The organism is Desulfoconvexum algidum (assembly GCF_055382125.1).
Window position 1 is genome coordinate 174,288 of record NZ_AP042394.1, and the last position, 18,614, is coordinate 192,901.

Annotated in this window: 17 protein-coding genes and 1 tRNA gene; 14 read left to right on the forward strand and 4 right to left on the reverse strand. The window is 46.3% G+C overall.

Annotation, left to right across the window (positions count from 1 at the left end):
* Positions 1-27: 27 nt before the first annotated feature.
* Positions 28-312 carry a hypothetical protein gene (locus tag ACZ45G_RS00760; protein WP_464174697.1) on the reverse strand — a complete coding sequence of 95 codons (285 nt, stop codon included), beginning with the start codon at positions 310-312 and terminating at the stop codon, positions 28-30.
* Positions 313-336: 24 nt separating this feature from the next.
* Positions 337-2,448, reverse strand: a complete 2,112-nt coding sequence (gene pta / locus ACZ45G_RS00765) for a phosphate acetyltransferase (protein WP_464174698.1) — start codon at positions 2,446-2,448, stop codon at positions 337-339.
* Positions 2,449-2,712: 264 nt separating this feature from the next.
* Here pta and ACZ45G_RS00770 point away from each other — a divergent pair, with 264 nt between their 5' ends.
* Positions 2,713-4,056: a PP2C family protein-serine/threonine phosphatase gene (locus ACZ45G_RS00770; protein ID WP_464174699.1), complete on the forward strand. Its 1,344-nt coding sequence runs from the start codon at positions 2,713-2,715 to the stop codon at positions 4,054-4,056.
* On the opposite strand, the gene ACZ45G_RS00775 is transcribed toward ACZ45G_RS00770, so the two are convergent.
* Both ACZ45G_RS00775 and ACZ45G_RS00780 read right to left on the reverse strand, forming a co-directional pair.
* Positions 4,022-4,573, reverse strand: a complete 552-nt coding sequence (locus ACZ45G_RS00775; protein WP_464174701.1) for a hypothetical protein — start codon at positions 4,571-4,573, stop codon at positions 4,022-4,024. The genes ACZ45G_RS00770 and ACZ45G_RS00775 overlap by 35 nt on opposite strands.
* A gap of 27 nt (positions 4,574-4,600) precedes the next feature.
* Positions 4,601-5,698 (reverse strand): deoxyguanosinetriphosphate triphosphohydrolase, encoded by a 1,098-nt coding sequence (locus tag ACZ45G_RS00780; RefSeq protein WP_464179833.1) that lies wholly within the window; start codon positions 5,696-5,698, stop codon positions 4,601-4,603.
* A gap of 144 nt (positions 5,699-5,842) precedes the next feature.
* Here ACZ45G_RS00780 and ACZ45G_RS00785 point away from each other — a divergent pair, with 144 nt between their 5' ends.
* The 13 genes from ACZ45G_RS00785 to rpsO all read left to right on the forward strand — a co-directional run bounded on the left by ACZ45G_RS00785 (position 5,843) and on the right by rpsO (position 18,436).
* Positions 5,843-6,373, forward strand: coding sequence for a nucleoside deaminase (locus ACZ45G_RS00785; protein WP_464174702.1), 531 nt, complete (start codon positions 5,843-5,845; stop codon positions 6,371-6,373).
* A 98-nt stretch (positions 6,374-6,471) separates the two neighbouring features.
* A complete protein-coding gene (gene infC, locus ACZ45G_RS00790) occupies positions 6,472-7,005 on the forward strand; it encodes a translation initiation factor IF-3 (protein ID WP_464174703.1) in 534 nt (177 codons plus the stop codon).
* Positions 7,006-7,166: 161 nt separating this feature from the next.
* The gene (gene rpmI, locus ACZ45G_RS00795; protein ID WP_464174704.1) at positions 7,167-7,364 is read left to right on the forward strand and encodes a 50S ribosomal protein L35; all 198 of its coding nucleotides are present in this window, start codon (positions 7,167-7,169) and stop codon (positions 7,362-7,364) included.
* Between the two features lie 74 nt (positions 7,365-7,438).
* The gene (gene rplT / locus ACZ45G_RS00800; RefSeq protein ID WP_464174705.1) at positions 7,439-7,792 is read left to right on the forward strand and encodes a 50S ribosomal protein L20; all 354 of its coding nucleotides are present in this window, start codon (positions 7,439-7,441) and stop codon (positions 7,790-7,792) included.
* A 12-nt stretch (positions 7,793-7,804) separates the two neighbouring features.
* Positions 7,805-8,812 (forward strand): phenylalanine--tRNA ligase subunit alpha, encoded by a 1,008-nt coding sequence (gene pheS, locus ACZ45G_RS00805; RefSeq protein ID WP_464174707.1) that lies wholly within the window; start codon positions 7,805-7,807, stop codon positions 8,810-8,812.
* 1 nt (position 8,813) lies between these two features.
* Positions 8,814-11,252: a phenylalanine--tRNA ligase subunit beta gene (gene pheT / locus ACZ45G_RS00810; RefSeq protein ID WP_464174708.1), complete on the forward strand. Its 2,439-nt coding sequence runs from the start codon at positions 8,814-8,816 to the stop codon at positions 11,250-11,252.
* A gap of 49 nt (positions 11,253-11,301) precedes the next feature.
* Positions 11,302-11,377, forward strand: a tRNA-Gly gene (locus ACZ45G_RS00815).
* Between the two features lie 187 nt (positions 11,378-11,564).
* The gene (locus tag ACZ45G_RS00820) at positions 11,565-12,017 is read left to right on the forward strand and encodes a ribosome maturation factor RimP (protein ID WP_464174709.1); all 453 of its coding nucleotides are present in this window, start codon (positions 11,565-11,567) and stop codon (positions 12,015-12,017) included.
* Between the two features lie 17 nt (positions 12,018-12,034).
* Positions 12,035-13,507 (forward strand): transcription termination factor NusA, encoded by a 1,473-nt coding sequence (gene nusA, locus ACZ45G_RS00825; protein WP_464174710.1) that lies wholly within the window; start codon positions 12,035-12,037, stop codon positions 13,505-13,507.
* Positions 13,508-13,573: 66 nt separating this feature from the next.
* On the forward strand, positions 13,574-16,636 hold the full coding sequence (gene infB, locus ACZ45G_RS00830) for a translation initiation factor IF-2 (protein ID WP_464174711.1): 3,063 nt from the start codon (positions 13,574-13,576) through the stop codon (positions 16,634-16,636).
* A 9-nt stretch (positions 16,637-16,645) separates the two neighbouring features.
* Positions 16,646-17,068, forward strand: coding sequence for a 30S ribosome-binding factor RbfA (gene rbfA, locus ACZ45G_RS00835; RefSeq protein WP_464174712.1), 423 nt, complete (start codon positions 16,646-16,648; stop codon positions 17,066-17,068).
* A gap of 20 nt (positions 17,069-17,088) precedes the next feature.
* Complete coding sequence (truB, locus tag ACZ45G_RS00840; protein WP_464174713.1) at positions 17,089-18,003, forward strand: tRNA pseudouridine(55) synthase TruB; 915 nt, start codon at positions 17,089-17,091, stop codon at positions 18,001-18,003.
* A 163-nt stretch (positions 18,004-18,166) separates the two neighbouring features.
* Positions 18,167-18,436 carry a 30S ribosomal protein S15 gene (gene rpsO / locus ACZ45G_RS00845; protein ID WP_464174714.1) on the forward strand — a complete coding sequence of 90 codons (270 nt, stop codon included), beginning with the start codon at positions 18,167-18,169 and terminating at the stop codon, positions 18,434-18,436.
* Positions 18,437-18,614: the final 178 nt, after the last annotated feature.

The following is an 18,614-nucleotide window of genomic DNA, read 5'->3' on the forward strand; positions in this document are numbered from 1 at the left end:
GGGTTTTTAAAAACACCGGGGTCAGCATTAAAAATTGATAGGCCCCTTGGCATCTTTTGACCAATCCCGTTTTAGACAGCTCAGTTCTCTTTCTAAATAGTCTGGGTCATTAGCAGCCTGTGGTCCGACATATCCATTTCCCGCCGCAAGTGTTTCATACCAGAATTTAGCATTTTCTTTTATGGCGTTTGTTTTTGAAATGTGGACTTCTCCATCAAAATTGACCCATGTGATATGGTCTGAAGCATTGTCATTAAGCGGCATTAAAAGTTCGGCCAGGTCAATAGTGGTGGGGTCATTTTTTAGGTTCATTGGAGCTCCGTTTAGATTCATACTTTAAATTTTTGTAATTTTGGGACTTTGTGCCCCCTGTGCCTGTACTGCCGTGATGGCGACCGTGTTCACAATATCTTCAACCAGGCAGCCCCGGCTCAGATCATTGACCGGTTTGTTCAGTCCCTGGAGCACGGGGCCGATGGCAACGGCACCCGAGGATCGTTGTACGGCCTTATAGGTGTTGTTGCCTGTGTTGAGATCCGGAAAAATAAAGACGGTGGCCTTTCCTGCCACCTGGCTGTCCGGAAGTTTTGTTTTGGCCACATTGGGCTCAATGGCGGCATCATACTGGATGGGTCCTTCCACGAGCAGGTCGGGTCGTTTTTCTCTGACCCGTGCCGTGGCCTCCCGAACCTTGTCCACGTCCTTTCCCTTTCCCGATGACCCGGTGGAATAGGAAAGCATGGCAATGCGGGGAGTGATGCCAAACATTGTTGCAGTTTCGGCAGAGGTGATGGCAATTTCAGCCAGCTCCCTGGCATCTGGATCTGGATTTATGGCACAGTCTCCATAGGCTATTACCCGGTCCCAGAGGCACATGAAAAACAGGCTGGAAACCGGGGTCGATTTTTCTTTGCCCTTGATGATTTCAAAGGCCGGCTTAATGGTGGCGGCTGTACTGTGAACAGCGCCTGAAACCATTCCGTCCACATGATTGTGGTGAACCATCATGGTCCCAAAAAAATTGACATCACAAACAAGATCCCTGGCGTTTTCCCTTGTGATCCCCTTGTGTTTTCTCAATTCATAATAGGAGTCAGTATAAAGATCCAGATTGGGGGCGTTTAGTGGCTCTATAATTTCAATCTCTCCCATGCGCAATCCCATTTTGGCAATTTTCTGGTGGATTTTTTGTTCATTTCCAAGAAGGGTGATATCCACTATTTCCCGGCGAAGAAGGGCTTCTGCCGCCAGAAGAATCCTATCTTCCGATCCTTCGGGCAGAACGATTCTCTTTTTATCGGATATTGCCCGTTGAATAACTTTGAACTCGAACATTTTTGGCGTTACAATGGTGCTTTCAGTGGTGATGACTTTTTTTACCAGTTTTTCTATGTCAATGTGCTGTTCAAACAAGGCCAGGGCCCGGGTGATTTTCCGATCATCCCTGGGAGAAATGGTGGATTGAATTTTTTCAACCTCAACCGTTGTTTGAAAGGTGTCTGTGGCTACACTGAGGACGGGTACCATGCCGGAGAATCCTTCAATGAGTTCCCAGATGGGTTTTTCCGGTGTTAGTCCTCCGGTGAGAATAATTCCGGATATTTTTTCCATGGACGTTGAAGAAAGGGTAGCCAGGCAGGCAACAATGATGTCGGCTCTGTCTCCCGGGGTAATGATCAATGTGCCGTGGACGATTCTGGGCAATAGATTTCTCAGTTGCATGGCAGCCACGGTAAAACTTCTGGCATGGCGGTACATTTGCTTGTGCCCGCATAGAATATCGGCATTCAGGGTTTTGGCCACTTCGGACAGGGTGGGCTTTGCCAGGACGGCTTCATCGGGTATGGCGTAAATCAATTGGTTCCGAACAAGGCCGGCAGCTTTGATGCGATGGATAATATCATCCTCTGTTGAGGCGGTGACACGGTTAATGATGGTGCCGACAATCTGGCATCCTTTTTCAACAAGGGATTCCAGGGTCAGGCTGATGAGCCTTGCGACATCTTCAAGGGGCTTTTGAAATGCATTTGCAACCAGTAATACCGGGCATGCCAGGTTTTTTATAATACTGGCATTGATATCAATTTCAACACTGGCTGTGGAGGAAACAAAATCGGTTCCTTCGCAGAGGATAAAATTGCAATGTTTTTGTGCCTCATTGTACTTTTCAATGATTCGTTCAATGATTTCCCCTTTTTTCCCAAGGGCCATCAAACGCTCTGCCTCTGTTTGGGTGATACCGTACATTTTTTCATAGGGCAGGTTCAGGTTGAACCGGGTTGCCATCAGCAGGATATCAGGATCCTGGGAAGTTTGGTCTGGGTTGATAATGGGCCGGAAAAAACCGACACAGTCCAATTTTCTGAAAAGCATCTCCATGACCCCCAATGCAATGGCCGATTTTCCGCTTCCCGATTCAGTTGCTGTTATGTATAGTCCGTTGGACATCTATTCTTTTTCCTCTGTTCGAATATAAGTGTGTAAATATTTGTGTAAGCCAATGGGGCAAGGGAATACACCTTATCCGTTGTATTCCAGTACCCTTCAATGATTCTATAAGAAAGTCCTTTAAATATCAATTCTTTTTGCCAAGTTTTTTTGTTTTGCAAGGCTTTAAAGTATAAGACTGGTTTATTCAATAAAAAGATTGTGAAGCGTATAGGAATAGGGAATAATTAAGCCAAAAATTTAGGAAATACAAGGGTGATTGCTATGGATTTGGTAAAGCTTCAAAAAGAAAACCGATTGTTAAAGCAGGAGAATAGTGCCTATAAGGCCCAAAGCCGACTATTTGAGCGATTGATTGAAATGGCCGGGTCTGCTGCCGAAGAAAAAATGCTCAAAATTTCCATGCTCAAAACCCTTGAGGTAACCGTCCAATTATCAGGTGCGAAAATGGGAAGCCTTTTTTTATTGAACCCGGAAGGGGTGGTGACGGAAAGCCTTCTCACCCGGGGAGACGTCAGCCCGGGGCTGAAGTCTAAAATTGTAGGTTTTGTTTTAGACAAGGGGCTTGCCGGGTGGGTTCGTGCCCATGGCAGGGTAGGGATAATCGAGGATACAAAAACTGATCCCCGGTGGCTGTCCCTGCCCGAAGAACCTTACACGGTAAGATCTGCTCTGGCAGTTCCCATTGTTAAACAGAACCTCCTGTTCGGCATCGTCACCCTGATGCACCCGCTTCCCCATCATTTTAACCTCGAAGCGGTCGAGGTTGTGAAGATTGCGGCAAGCCATATGGCCCTGGCCATTGAAAGCGCACAGATGTATATCAAATTAGATGAGTTGAACCGCCTTCGTGAACGAGCTATGGAAAGGGATCTTAAGCTGGCAAGGGCGGTACAGGAAAGTTTTTTGCCGGCCCGGGTTCCTAGGATAGAAGGGTTTTGCTTTGCCGCCATGAACCGGCCTGCCCTTGAAGTCGGAGGAGATTTTTATCAATTTTTTAAACTGCCGAAAAATAGGCTTGGGGTGGTCATTGGGGATGTGTCGGGTAAGGGGATTGCTGCATCTCTTTTTATGGCAAGGCTCAGCAGCGACCTTCAATATTATGCTTCCCTTTACAAAGACCCTGGAAAGCTTTTTTCAAAAATAAATAAACAGCTTTGTGACCGGGCAAAACAGGGAATGTTTGTCACCCTGGTTTATATTCTTCTGGATATTGAAACAGGACAGATCTGTTTTTCCAATGCCGGGCACATTTCACCGCTTTTTGTGGATGAACAAGGTGTTCAGATAATTGGCAGTCAGGAGGCCAAGGGGCCTCCCCTGGGAATATTGCCTGATGCTGAATATGGGCAGGATCGGTTCCTGTTAAAAAAGGGGGGGATGATCCTGATTTATACTGACGGCATCATTGAAGCGAAGAATATAGACCAAAAATTGTATGGTGCAAGTCGTTTGGAGAGGGTCGTGGAAAATTGCCCGACAGATCCTATTTTGCTTGTCCGGAAGATTGTCGATTCCGTGGATATTTTTTCCAGGGAGCGGCACCAAAGTGATGATTTGACACTGGTCTGTTTTAAAAGAGAATCATCTGGGCCACGGTCTCTTTGATTTTCTCAGTCTTGCCGGTTCTTTGTCGAAATTTCATTTCAACCGTTGCCATTCCTTTGTAAAAAGGGGTTCGGTCAAAGGGAATATAGGGGGCTTCGTTAAATTTACCGGCAGGGCATCCCGGCCCTTTAAATGGGGCTGACCCTGGCTTGTGAAGTTCGTGGGGAAGGCCGTGGAGCCGGCATATCATGGGGCGATATCCATAGACCAGACAGCGACCATCCTGGTTGAGGGGGCACATGAGCTTTTGGGATGTCGGCATCTGTCCATCCGGAAAGGTTTTCTGGTAATAGATCATGGCTTTTGTCCGGACTTCTTTTTTTATGTCCGGGGCCAGTTGTTCAAACCCGTGGATCAGAAATGCTTTTTCGACAAAGGTGTGGTGGAAAAACAGGGAGGTGCAACAATTGTCCTCACATCCCTTACATTGAAAACCGTATTGGGAGGCTGTCATGTCCCATGCCTTGTCCATGGTTGTGTAAATATCAGCGAGTTGTTGGAATGCTTTATGTGTCATGGGTTATATCAATTGTTATAATAGGTGTTATACCAGGGGATTGGGGAAAAATAATTTTGTATACAAATCCAGTGCATACCGGTCTGTCATGCTGGCAATTAGATCACAAACAGATCGTTTTAAGACATTTTTTTGTGCGTCCCAGGGGGCCATTTCCATTTTTTCCAGTTCTATTTGCATCATATCCGGGTGTTCGATAAAATAATGATAAAGGCCCATAATAACTTTTTTGGCCTTTAAAAATTCATTGTGAACCACAGGGGAACGATAGACCTTGTCATAGAGAAATTTTCGTAAAATGGTCATGGCATGGAAGGCATCTTCTCCCATATCCAGGACAAATTTACCTTTATGGGGGCCGGAGTTGTATACCAGGTATTCTATCATGGTGCTGGCTCTGGCTGAATGGGTTTTTCCCAGTTTTTTAAGGCAGATATCGGGGACTTCCGACTTGGAGATGACTTTTGCCCTGAGGGCATCATCCAGGTCATGGTTAAGGTAGGCAATGATGTCCGCCACCCGTACAATTCTGCCCTCAACAGTGATGGCGGTTTGACCTGGTGTGGCGGGGAGGATGTTGCCAAAGCCCTTTGAATGCTTGAGAATTCCATCCCGGACTTGTTTGGTGAGATTCAGGCCTTCACCTTTATTTTCAAGCACGTCCACCACCCGCAGACTCTGGTATGCGTGGGAAAAATGGGGGGAATGGACTTCGATCAAGGCGGTCTCTCCACCATGACCAAAGGGGGTGTGGCCCAGATCATGGCCCAGGGCGATGGCTTCGGCAAGATCTTCGTTTACCGCAAAGGCCCGGGCAATATTTCTGGCAATTTCTGACACCTCAAGGGTATGGGTTAGACGGGTCCTATAGTGATCACCTAAGGGGGACAAGAATACCTGGGTTTTATATTTCAGGCGTCTGAATGAATTGGAATAGACAATCCTGTCCCGATCTATTTGAAAAGGGGTCCGAATGTTACAGGTATTTGTTTCCTCTTTTCTTCTGGTGGTCTGGGTGCTGGGTGTCCCATATTCAGAAAGAAAACTTTGTTCCCTTTGTTGAAAGATTTCCCTTATGCAAGGCTCTTTTTTAAGGGGTGCTATTTGTTTTTTAATTAGATTCATAAATTTTGGTGTTGAAATTTTGTTAATATCCGAATACCATACAATAGTTATCAAAAAAAGCAAGTGACTCCCCGTATTCCAATCTTAAGTTCTTCAGGGGAAATAGGTAATAGTTAGTTTCTATATAAGGAATCACAGCAGATCTTGGCAAATGAAGCGTTTATGGAAATGGCACTGACCCAGGCCAAAATAGCGTTTACACGAGGAGAGTTTCCTGTTGGGTGCGTGATTGTCCAGGGACGAGAGGTGATTGCCACAGGGGCTCGTCAGGGAACCCGTGTTGGGAATTCTTTTTTTAGTGAAATTGATCATGCGGAAATAAGAGCATTAAAATCTCTCGAGGTCAATGGCCGGGTGTTTATTCCGGAGAAATCTGTTCTTTTTTGTACCATGGAACCCTGTTTAATGTGTTTTGCCGCAATTATTCTTTCCGGCATAAAAAAAATTGTCTATGCCTATGAAGACCCAATGGGGGGAGGGACCTGCTGTGATCTGTCTTCAATGGCACCTCTATATAAAGATGCAAAAATAGAGGTGGTTCCGGGTGTGTTGCGGGAAAAAAGTCTTGATCTTTTCTACGAATTTTTTAATAAAGAGACAAACCAATACTGGAAAAACAGTTTTTTGGAAGCGTATACTCTGGACCAAAAGAAAAGATCGTCGACTGAGAAATAAATAATACTTGCATTTCTTAGAGCAAGCCGTTATAATCACAAGGTTATACTTACTTATACTATTGATGAACATTAGGGAGGCGTGCCAAAGCGGAAGGTGTGAAAATATCTAATAAACGAGGGCGACAGGACCAGACAATCGTGAATAAGGGGATCCGGGCCGCAGAAGTTCGTGTAATCGGTGCTGACGGCGAACAGATAGGGGTTTTGCCCATTGCTGAGGCGTTGCAAATAGCCGTGGACGGTAACATGGATTTGGTTGAAGTGTCTCCGGATGCCAATCCGCCTGTCTGTAAGATCATGGATCATGGAAAGTTTAAGTATGAGCTTACCAAGAAAAAACAGGACGCCAGGAGAAAGCAGAAAGGCTCTCAGATTAAGGAAATAAAGGTACGTCCTAAAACAGATGATCATGACCTTGAAACCAAGGTTCGGCATATTGAGAAATTTATCAGTAAGAATGATAAAGTTAAGATCACATTGGTTTTCCGCGGGAGAGAGTTTATGCTCAGGGAACAGGCCAATGCTGTTTTGGAAAAAATTGTTAACCTGACCGAGGAATTTACGGTGGTTGAACAGCCTCCCAAATTTGAAGGCCGGGTAATGACAATGCTGTTGGGGCCTAAAAGTTAGTCTTTGTCCGTTTAGTTCAAACTAGCAGATTGTTTAATATACATATGGTAATATATGGTGGTATATATTTTATACCACCTTCTATTTTTTTTAGTAAATTGCAACATTTTTAGTAAATTGCAGCTTAATTAGTAAACTGCAACACACAGGGAGAGGTTAAGATGCCTAAAATTAAAACATGCAGGGCCGCAGCAAAACGGTTTAAAAAAACAGGGTCTGGGAAATTTAAATTCCGTAAATCCCATGCCAGTCATATTTTGACAAAGAAAAGTACCAAGCGAAAACGGTCCTTACGTCTGGATCAGATTGTTGATGCGTCTAATTTGAAAGCAGTCAGACGTATGCTGCCGAACGGCTAAATTTTTTTTTCGGATTACCCGTATACAGGTTGGGGATCAATTCGGAACCCAATATATAGTAAGGAGTCAGGTCGATGAGAGTTAAAAGAGGATTTAAAGCAAACAGGCGTAGAAATAAAGTCTTAAAGCTTGCAAGAGGATTTAGGGGCGGTAGAAGCAAATTATACAGAACGGCTGCAGATGCGGTTGATAAGGCATTGATGTATGCATACCGGGACAGGCGTGTTCGGAAAAGAGAATTTAGAAAACTTTGGATTGTCCGGATTAATGCCGGTGCAAGAATGAATGACCTTTCTTATTCTAAGTTTATGAATGGTCTCAAGCTGGTTGGCTGTGAGCTGGACCGTAAAGTGTTGGCAGATCTGGCTATCTGTGATCCTGCTGGTTTCTCCCAGTTGGCATCCCAGGCAACTGCCCGGTTAAATTAGACTGGGGGTATTTTGCAAAACAGTATTGCTGATATTGAAAAAGAAGCCCTTGAGAATATTGAACGTGCCGAATCCGCTGATGCCCTTGAGTTGGTAGCCACCCGCTATCTTGGCAGGAAGGGTGAGCTTACCGGATTTTTGAGGAATATTTCATCCCTTCCCGAGGCAGACCGACCCGATGCCGGAAAGAACGCTAACCTATTGAAGGTAAAGCTTGAATCTTTGATTCAACAGGCGGCTATTGTTCTTGAGGGAGGCGCAAAAAGCAGGGGTGCCGGAATTGATGTGACCCTGCCCGGTCGTCCGGCTGTCAGGGGTGGCTTGCATCCTGTTACCCAGGTCTTAAATGAGATGTCCGGTATATTTATGCGGTTGGGATTTGATATTGCAGAAGGCCCTGAGGTTGAAACAGATTATTATAATTTTGAGGCCTTGAATATTCCGAAATATCATCCTGCCAGAGATATGCAGGATACCTTTTATGTGTCAGACAATATTGTATTAAGAACCCACACCTCTCCTTCCCAACCCAGGGCCATGGAAAAAACAGATCCGCCGGTGCGTATCATTTCTGCGGGCAAGGTGTTCCGGTGTGATTCCGATTTGACCCATACTCCCATGTTCCATCAGATCGAAGGGCTGATGGTGGATAAAAATATTTCCTTTGGTGATCTTAAGGGAATATTAACCACCTTTGTGCATCAGTTTTTTGACAAAGAAACTTCCCTGCGGTTTCGGCCCAGCTTTTTTCCCTTTACCGAACCCAGTGCTGAAGTGGACATCCGCTGCGTGATGTGTAAGGGCAAGGGGTGTCGTATCTGTTCTAAAACAGGATGGCTTGAGGTGTTAGGGGCTGGCATGGTTCATCCTGCGGTGTTTGAAAATGTCGGCTATGATACAGACATTTACACCGGGTTTGCCTTTGGGATTGGTATAGAACGGATGGCCATGCTCAAGTATGGTATTGATGATATTAGAAAATATTATGAAAACGATCTTCGTTTTCTAGGGCAGTTTTAATATGAAAGTCAGTTTAAGCTGGTTAAAAGAATACATTCCCGTTGATCTCGATCCCCAGGACATTTCTGACAGGCTTACCATGGCGGGACTTGAAGTTGATTCCGTTGAAAGCCTGTATGATTATCTGGACAATGTTGTGGTGGCAAGAGTGGATGAACTTCGAAAGCATCCCAATGCAGACACACTTTCCTGCTGTATGGTTGATGTTGGAGGGGATGAGCCGGTTCAGATTGTTTGTGGCGCACCCAATGTAAGGCAGGGGATGACAGTTGCCTGTGCTCTTCCTGGTGCCGTGCTGCCCGGAGATTTGAAAATTAAAAAAAGCAAACTTCGGGGGGAACGCTCCTGTGGAATGCTGTGCAGCGGATCTGAGCTGAGGCTTGCCAACGATGCTTCCGGGATAATGGATCTTGAAGAAGGTCTCTTGCCGGGAACACCTCTGGAAACGGCACTGGCTATTTCCGATACGGTCTTTGAAATTGATTTGACGCCCAATCGGCCGGATTGCTTGAGTGTGATCGGGGTTGCAAGGGAAGTGGGTGCCTTTACCGAGCCCATGGGTCGTGTGAAAAAGCCTGCAGTTGTCCTGCCCCAGGAAAAAATAGTGGACAAGTCCATCCATGACCATGTGCAAGTGTCCATCAAGGATCCAGATCTTTGTCCCCGGTATTCTGCGGGGATGCTGTTTGATGTTAAAGTGGGACCGTCCCCTTTCTGGCTCCGCCAGAAACTGGAAGCTGTCGGGCAGACCCCCATCAACAATGTGGTGGATGTGACCAACTTTGTCATGCTTGAAACCGGACAACCCCTCCATGCATTTGATTTTGACAATCTGGCAAAGGGAAAGATTATTGTCCAAAAAGCCGGATCTGACCTCGATTTTACCACCCTGGACAGCAAAGAACACAAACTTGAGCCCGAGATGCTCATGATCTGTGACGGGGAACGATCTGTTGCCCTGGCCGGGGTTATGGGCGGTGAGAATTCGGAGATATCCGATGCCACCACCCGTGTTCTGATAGAAAGCGCCTACTTTAATCCCATTTCCATTCGCAGAACTGCCAAGCGGACGGGGATTGCAACCGATGCCTCCCATAGATTTGAGCGGGGGGTGGATCCTGAAGGGACGGTATATGCAATGAAACGGGCGGTTTCTTTAATCGCAGATATCTGCGGCGCATCCATTGCAAAAGATTTTATTGATGAACATCCGCTAAAGTCCGAGCCCGTAACGATTTCCCTGGACACAGATGCCTTGAATACTCGTTTGGGGACTGATCTTTCCTGCGAGGCCATTGTGGAAATTTTACGCTCGGTTGAGTTTCAGATTGAGCAAACCTCAGAGAATCAATTAAATGTTCTTGTCCCTTCCTTTCGAGTGGACGTGGTGCGGCCGGAAGATCTGTCCGAAGAAGTCGCCCGTCTCTGGGGATATAATAATATTAAGACCAGCTATCCTCTGGTGCCTGCTAAAGGAAAGGTTCTATCTCCTGTATTATTGCTTAGGGAGAAAATTCGGCAGATTTTGCCGGGGTTTTCTTTTTATGAAGCCATTAATTATAATTTTATTCATGGAGAATCCTGCGACCGGCTCAAGTTATCTGATACCGATCCGAGAAGATCCGTGGAAACAATTTTAAATCCTATTTCAGACCAGATGTCGGTACTGAGGACCTCCCTTGTCCCCGGATTGCTTGAAACCATGAAGCGGAATAATTCTAAACAGTCGGACTCCATAAAAATTTTTGAAATCGGCAAAGTCTTTTTTGCAACCCAAAAAGGAAAATTGCCCGAGGAACGAGAAATGGTGGCAGGTCTTATAACCGGCAACCGTACAGAGCAGTCCTGGTTCTCCAAGAAAGCAGGTGTTGATTTTTATGACCTGAAAGGGGTTGTGGAAGGTTTGCTGCGGAGTCTGATGATTTCAGATGTTCTTTTTTCAAAAATAGAAGCAGATGCCTGTCCCTATTTTGAACCAGGTTTTGGCGCCATTGTGAAAATAGCGGATAAAGTGGTCGGTTCCCTGGGAAAAATTGAGGGTCAGGTGCTCAAAAACTTTGGTCTCAAGCAGGATGCCTATGTCTTTGACCTTGATTTGGCACTGCTTTTAAGTTTGATGCCTGAATCCCTTCTAGCCAATCCTCTGCCAAAGTTTCCATCCCTTTCAAGGGATATGACCTTTATCCTGGACAAGGAGATTGAGGTGGGCGCCATTCTGGGTCAGATGAAAATATTTGCTGAACGTCAATCTCTTGTTGAAAATTATTTTCTTTTCGATGTATTTGAAGGGCAGCCTTTGGAAGAGGGGAAAAAATCTTTGTCCTTCCGGGTTGTCTACAGATCCGCCACCAAAACTCTTACGGAAAAAAATATTAAAAAGGTTCACACCCATATGTCAGCGAGTATTCTGGATAAATTTGAGGCTGATTTGCCCGAGTAAAATGGGGTGTTGACAAAAGAGATGGTGGTTGCTATATTGTGCTGCTAATGCGGGCATAACTCAGCTGGTAGAGTGCAAGCTTCCCAAGCTTGATGTCGCGAGTTCGAGTCTCGTTGCCCGCTCCATCTTTTTTTTGGAGGATGGCAGGTGGTTCCATTTAGTGAGGTAAAGATATGATCTGAACCGGTGATTTTGGGTGAAGGTTTTGTTAAAGTTGTATTACTAGGAACGGGCATCTGCCCGTTTTTGTATTTGGGGATGTGTAAATTAGATAGGGATTTTGGTTGCTTTATGGGCTTTGGAAAACAAGAAATGGGGACGTTGGCGGGACAAATCAGGGCGGTTGCACTGCCCCTGTGCCAGGATGAGGATCTCGAACTTGTTCATGTCGAGTATGTTCCCGGTGATCCGGAAGCAATGGTCCGGGTTTACATTGATAAGCCAGGTGGCATTACCATGGATGATTGTGTCTTGGTCAGCCGGCAACTGGGGGATTTGATTGATATTCAGCTTACGAGCATGGGCAGATACCGGCTTGAAGTGTCCTCTCCGGGACCCAAAAGGCCCTTAAATCAAAAAAAAGATTTCCACAGGTTTACAGGTGAGAGAATAAAAATAGAAACATACGAGGCAATTGAAGGACAGAAAAAATTTACGGGAGTTCTTGAGAAGACAAATGATGATTCTGTCGTAATTGCAGTTGATGGTAAAAAAGTTGAAATACCAGATCTTATGATCAGCAAAGCAATGCTTTCAGGTCAGTAATATGGAGAACGCTTAACATGTTTATCACAGATATTAAAAGGGTAATTGACCAGGTAAGCCGTGAAAAGGGTATTGATGCGGAAATACTCATCACCACAATCAAAGAGGCCATTGTTTCTGCTGCAAGAAAGAAAATCGGGCCCCGGGCGGATATCGAAGTCCATTATGATGAAAAGAGCGGTGATGTTGAAGTGTTCCATTTTAAAGAGGTTGTCGAGGAAGTTGAATACGCCGATAGCGAGCTGACCCTGGAAGAAGGGTATGAATATGACCCGGAATGTGAGATCGGTGATAGTCTTGGTATCCATATTGATACAGAGGATTTTGGCCGGATAGCGGCCCAATCAGCCAAGCAGGTCATTATCCAGAAAATGCGGGAAGCCGAAAGAAATGCGGTATATGAAAATTTTATTCAAAAGCAGGGTAAAATTATCAACGGGATTGTCCAGCGGTTTGACCGGGGCAATCTGGTGGTTAACCTGGGCCAGGCCGAAGCAATTTTAAGACCCAGAGATCAGATGCCCAAGGAAAACTATAAACGAGGGGATCGAATCCGGGCCTATGTGCAGGATGTGCTTGAAGAATCAAAGGGTGCCCAGATTATTCTTTCCAGAACCCATCCCGAATTTTTAACGGAATTGTTCAAAACCGAGGTGCCAGAGGTGGCCGAAGGAATTGTTACCATAAGGGCTTCGGCCCGGGTGCCGGGCCTGAGGGCAAAAATAGCGGTTTCTTCAATTGATTCTGACGTGGATCCTGTGGGCGCCTGTGTGGGAATGAAGGGCAACCGGGTCCAGAGTATTGTTCAGGAGTTGAGGGGAGAGAAAATCGATATTGTGCAGTGGAGCCCGGATATTGCCAGGTTCGTTTGTAATGCTCTCTCTCCGGCTGAGATCGCCCGGGTGATTATTGATGAAGATAACAAGTCCATGGAAGTGATCGTGAATGATGAATACCTTTCCATTGCCATTGGCAAGGGAGGGCAAAATGTTTCCCTGGCCTGTGAGATTACCGGTTGGCACCTGGAAGTGACAAGTGAAGAAGAGTATAGTCGCGAGGTCAAACAAGGGTATGACAGCCTGATGAAATTGAGTGGTGTGGGACTGGCCATGGCGGAGAATTTATTCAAAGCGGGATATGCTTCTGTTTTGGATATTTCGGAAACCCCTGTGGAAGACCTTGCAGCTGTGATGGATATTCCTCCCGAGGATGCCAAGGCCACCATTGAAGAGGCTGTAAAAATTCTTGAACAAGAGCGGACGGCTGTAAAACTGGAGCGGGAAGCCAAAGCGCAGGTGCGTCTGGCAGAAGAAGAACAAGCGCGTCTGGCTGAAGAAGAACAAGCGCGTCTGGCTGAAGAAGAACAAGCACGTCTGGCTGAAGAAGAACAGGTGCGCCTGGCAGAAGATCAGGCCGCTTCTGTGGCCGAAGATCCCATGGATTCTTCGGCAACTGCAGTGGATGATGAGACGGAAGACGCTGAGGGTTAGATTGTAAACGAAGCAGGCAGCAGGCAAGAGAAAAAAATATTAAAAGAGGATTACTGGGGGCAACGAATGGTGAAGGTCAGAGTATATGAGTTAGCTAAAGATCTGAACATGACAAACAGAGCGCTTCTTAATAAAATGAAGGAACTGAAAATCGAAGTTAAAAGCCACATGAGTTCTCTGGAAAATAGTGCGGTCGCTGCAATTAAAAAAAGCCTGTCGGGTAAAAAGAAACAGGCAGATGACGTTAAGGTAAAAACTGCTGTCATCCGCCGGAGAAGACAACCCCACGAGGAAGAATATGATGATGAGTCCCCAGTTGAACTATCGGGTGAGCTCTCGGATGATAAGGCCGAGGATATCGCTGAACAGGTGACGTCTAACCGAACCAAGGATTCCATCAAAGAAGTTCCAACGGAACAATCAAAGGAACTGGCAGAAGAACAGTCCGATAAAAATGAGGGTGAACCAGTGGTTGAACCTAAGGGGGCTGATTTAGAAAAGAAAATTGCAAAGCCCAAGGTGAAAAAATCGACACCTGCTAAGATTGTAAGGCCGGTTGAGGTAGCCCCTGAATTAACGCCTGAACCCGTAATGGAAAAAGCTGTGGAATCGGTTATTACTGAGGCCAAGGCTGTGGATAAAAGGGCGGAGGATGTTGTAAAGGGAGATAAGGATTCGGAAACCAAGAGGGATGTCCCGGAAGACTTAAAGGTGGACTTGTCTGCCGCAAAAATCTCGATGCCTGGGCCTGAAACTGAAGAGGCCGACGAGGGTGGGGCAGAAAAAGAAGCACCTGAACCGGTTGAATCCAAAGGGGCGGCATCAGAAGACGTGAAAGAAGAAGACGCCAAAGAAGAAGACGCCAAAGAAGAAGACAAAAAGAAAAAGAAAAAACGCAAGTCAACCCCGGCTAAAATAGTGAAGATTGCCGATCCGGCAGTCCTTGAGAATTTAAGGAAATTAAAATCACCGGAAGAGAAAAAACGTCCGGGTGCTAGAGGGGATGCTCGTCCTGGTTATGCTGACAAAAGGCCCGCACAGCAAAGACCCGCTTCTCAGCGTCCAGCGACGCAAAGGCCGGCACAGCAGAGACCTGCAGCGCCATCCCGTCCAGGAGCTGTTACTCCCGGCCGACCGAATATGGCCGTTCCGCCTAGTGACCCCAGCCTCAGAAAGAAAGACAGGCGACGGGAGCTCCCGCCGGTGTCTGAGTTTGCAGGGAAACGCAAAAAACGCAAACAAAAATCAGTTGTTGAAGGGGATGCTCTGTACACGAACCGGGGCCGGAAAAAACGGGGTAAGAAAGATATCCGTGGCAGTAAAAAAGGAAATTTCCAGAAAACCCAGATTACAACGCCCAAGGCCATTAAACGACGGATTAAGATCGATGAGGCCATAGAACTGTCAGAGCTTGCCAAACGGATGGGGATCAAGGCCAATGAGATGATTGTAAAATTGATGGGCATGGGGGTCATGGCCACCGTGAATCAGACCATCGATTTTGAAACGGCAACTCTTGTGGCCACTGAATTTGATTTTGAACTGGAAAAGGCCAATTCCCAGGAGGAAGATCTTCTCCAGATCAAGACGGCCGAAGATGCCGAGGAAGATTTGATTGAAAGTCCGCCGGTTGTCACCATTATGGGCCATGTTGACCATGGAAAGACCTCATTACTGGATGTCATCCGTACCTCAAAAATTACCAGCGGTGAAGCCGGTGGTATTACCCAGCATATTGGTGCTTACAATGTGGAAAGCCCTAATGGCGGTCGGATTACCTTTCTGGATACACCAGGCCATGCTGCCTTTACCGCCATGCGCTCCAGGGGGGCGAAGGTAACCGATATTGTAATTCTTGTTGTTGCGGCAGATGATGGTGTCATGCCCCAGACCATAGAGGCCATTAATCATTCCAAGGCAGCGGGTGTGCCGGTGATTGTGGCGGTGAACAAGATGGACAAGGTGGGGGCAGATCCCGACCGGATCATGCGCGAATTGTCAGAACTGGATCTGTTGGCCGAAGAATGGGGGGGGACGGTTATTTTTGTAAAGGTTTCCGCCAAAACAGGTGAAGGGATCGATGAATTGCTTGAAATGGTTCTTCTCCAGTCCGAGGTGCTTGAACTTAAGGCCAACCCCAAACGAAAGGCCACAGGATATGTGGTGGAATCAAGACTGGATGTCGGCAGGGGATCTGTTGCCACGGTTCTGGTGAAACAAGGAACCTTGAGGGACGGAGATCCCATCGTGTGTGGTCTGCATTCCGGTCGTATTCGGGCCATGATTAATGATTCCGGTGATAGAATTGATGCCGCAGGTCCCAGTACCCCCGTTGAAATTGTGGGACTTACCGGTGTACCCGATGCCGGAGATGAATTTACCGCTGTGGATTCCGACAAGGAAGCCAAACAGATTGCCTCCCACAGAATGCAGAAACAGCGGGCCAAGGAACTGGCCAAAAAGAGCCGTGTCAACCTTGAAAAAATGTTTGAGAACCTGGGTTCTGCTGAAGTTAAAGAGCTTAAGCTTATTGTCAAGGCAGATGTCCAAGGTTCCATTGAAGCCTTGAACGATTCGCTCAAAGACCTTGCCAAGGAAGAGGTGGATATTAAAATTGTCCATTCAGGTGCCGGAACTATCAACGAATCCGACGTGGCCCTGGCAGCCGTTTCTGATGCCATTATTATCGGGTTTAACGTTCGACCCTCTCCCCAGATCCGTAAATTGGCCAAGGACGAACATGTGGACATGCGGTTCTATGATATTATTTATAATGTCATCAATGACATCAAGGCAGCCCTGGACGGCATGATGCCCTCCACCTTCCATGAGATCATCATCGGACGGGCCGAAGTCAGGGAGACCTTTGTGGTTCCAAAGATGGGAACCATTGCAGGCTCTCACATTATGGAGGGTAAAATGGTCCGGGGTAAAAAGGTTCGCCTTCTTCGGGACGGTATCATCAAATGTGACACCCAGCTCTCCTCTCTGCGACGGTTCAAGGATGATGTCAAGGAAGTGGATCAGGGCTACGAGTGCGGTATCGGCCTTGAAAAATATAATGACATCAAGGTAGACGATTCCATAGAGTGCTATGAAGTCGAAGAAAGAAAATATAAGGGTGAGTAAGGTAAAAGAATGAAACCCTATACACGAGCAGATAGAATTTCCGGCATGATCCAGGTGGCGATTACGGATCTTTTGAGAAAAAAAATGCAAAATCCCAAGGTCGAAATGGCTACTATCACAGGAGTCAAGCTCACTGCCGACCTTCGGATAGCCGATGTGTATGTGGCCGTATTCGGCGGCAAGAAAAAAATTGCAGAGGCCATGGAAGGGTTTAAAGAATCAAAGGGGTATATTAAAAAAAACATTGCTCCGAAACTGGGGCTTAAATTCATGCCGGAACTGCGGTTTTTCCATGACGATTCCTTTGACAAAGCTGCACGAATGGATGCCCTGATTCAAGCTGCCGCAGATTCCGATGCCAAGACACCCGATTCCAAGATACCTGGGGAAACCGAAGAGCTTCTTGATACAGATCTCTCCGGGGACCGATAACCCTCTTCGGTCAAATTTAAATGAAAGATGGTATTCTAGCAATTAATAAGCCGGCGGGGATTTCTTCTGCCGGGGTGGTGGGCCGGGTAAAACGGGTCCTGGGCGTTAAAAAAATAGGCCATACCGGTACCCTGGATCCCTTTGCAACCGGGCTTTTGCTCATCGCAGTCCAAAAAGCCACAAGGATTTCTCGGTTTTTTCTCAATGGCAGCAAACACTATACTGCCCGGGTGACCCTGGGGGTTGAAACCGACACCTACGATTGCACGGGAAAAATAGTTTTTGAGGCAGATCCAGGGGTAGTGACTGCCATATCCCCTGAAGATGTCCAGCAGGTCGTTGCCGGATTTTCCGGTAGCCAGGAGCAGATTCCCCCCAGTTTTTCCGCTTTAAAGCATAAGGGACAGCCCCTTTATAAGTTGGCCCGCAAGGGGGAGATGATCAAAAAGCCCCCCCGGAAGATTGAAATTTACGCCATATCGGTTCAACACATGGATCTGCCCGAGTTTGAAATGGATGTTCATTGCTCCGGTGGTACCTATATTCGCAGTCTGGCCTATGATATCGGAAAAAAGCTCAATTGTGGTGCCCATTTGTCAGGGCTGTGCCGGACACGCTCCAGCGCCTTTGATTTGAACGCTGCCATTTCCCTTGGGGATCTGGAGAAAATGGCGCCCCAAGAGATTGAACCCTATATTCTTCCCATGTCAGACTGTCTTGCTTTCCTGCCCTCTATCCAGGCCGATACCCTTCTTGAAAAGAAAATATCCTACGGCCAGAAGCTTTCTACAGAAGAGATTGCGCCTTTACTTCCCCCGGATATTGCCCCGGCTCCCTTTATCAAAGTGGTGGATTTTTCAGATCGATTGCTGGCCCTTATAGAACCTGCCAAAGAGGGCTCCCTCTATAATTATTGTTGCGTTTTTACCGGTTAACTGGTAAATACGTTAGGTTATACAGTTTTGTGATGGTATTTTATCCGTGTTGTCCTCTTTTTGTAGCATCTTTTTTTCTGAATGGAATATCGGATTAAAGGAGGATTAAAAAAGTGCAGCGTTTATACCATGTTTTATTTATTCCAGACAAAGGAGACCAAAAGTGGTTTTATTAGCAGAGAACAAAGAGGAAATGATTGAGGGCTTCAAGCTCCACGAGTCCGATACTGGCTCACCCGAAGTACAGGTGGCAATTTTAACCCACCGCATCAGCTATCTTACTGAGCATCTTAAAATTCATAAAAAAGACCATCATTCAAGAAGGGGTCTTCTGATTCTGGTTGGAAGGCGCAGAAGCCTTCTGGATTATGTGAAGAAAAAAGATATAAACAGATACCGTTCTTTGATTGAAAGACTCGGACTTAGAAGGTAGAATGACCATGAACCGGTTTTTGATCGTTTTTGGGTCAAAAACCGGTTTTGTGTTTAACGATTGGTTTATATCAATCAATCGTATCCTGACCAATCGTATATTGGCTGGATTTATTTTTAACTGGGGGCGGCGGTCGTTTGGGATGCTTTTAAATAAGTTCGCATGTTTGCCATCAAGC

Coding starts and splice junctions, on each gene's coding strand:
- ACZ45G_RS00820 (WP_464174709.1), top strand. CDS start 11,565: ATGGGGACGTTGGCGGGACAAATCAGGGCGGTTGCACTGCCCCTGTGC.
- nusA (WP_464174710.1), top strand. CDS start 12,035: ATGTTTATCACAGATATTAAAAGGGTAATTGACCAGGTAAGCCGTGAA.
- rbfA (WP_464174712.1), top strand. CDS start 16,646: ATGAAACCCTATACACGAGCAGATAGAATTTCCGGCATGATCCAGGTG.
- pta (WP_464174698.1), bottom strand. CDS start 2,448: ATGTCCAACGGACTATACATAACAGCAACTGAATCGGGAAGCGGAAAA.
- ACZ45G_RS00760 (WP_464174697.1), bottom strand. CDS start 312: ATGAACCTAAAAAATGACCCCACCACTATTGACCTGGCCGAACTTTTA.
- rplT (WP_464174705.1), top strand. CDS start 7,439: ATGAGAGTTAAAAGAGGATTTAAAGCAAACAGGCGTAGAAATAAAGTC.
- infB (WP_464174711.1), top strand. CDS start 13,574: ATGGTGAAGGTCAGAGTATATGAGTTAGCTAAAGATCTGAACATGACA.
- ACZ45G_RS00780 (WP_464179833.1), bottom strand. CDS start 5,698: ATGAATCTAATTAAAAAACAAATAGCACCCCTTAAAAAAGAGCCTTGC.
- ACZ45G_RS00775 (WP_464174701.1), bottom strand. CDS start 4,573: ATGACACATAAAGCATTCCAACAACTCGCTGATATTTACACAACCATG.
- truB (WP_464174713.1), top strand. CDS start 17,089: ATGAAAGATGGTATTCTAGCAATTAATAAGCCGGCGGGGATTTCTTCT.
- rpmI (WP_464174704.1), top strand. CDS start 7,167: ATGCCTAAAATTAAAACATGCAGGGCCGCAGCAAAACGGTTTAAAAAA.
- pheT (WP_464174708.1), top strand. CDS start 8,814: ATGAAAGTCAGTTTAAGCTGGTTAAAAGAATACATTCCCGTTGATCTC.
- ACZ45G_RS00770 (WP_464174699.1), top strand. CDS start 2,713: ATGGATTTGGTAAAGCTTCAAAAAGAAAACCGATTGTTAAAGCAGGAG.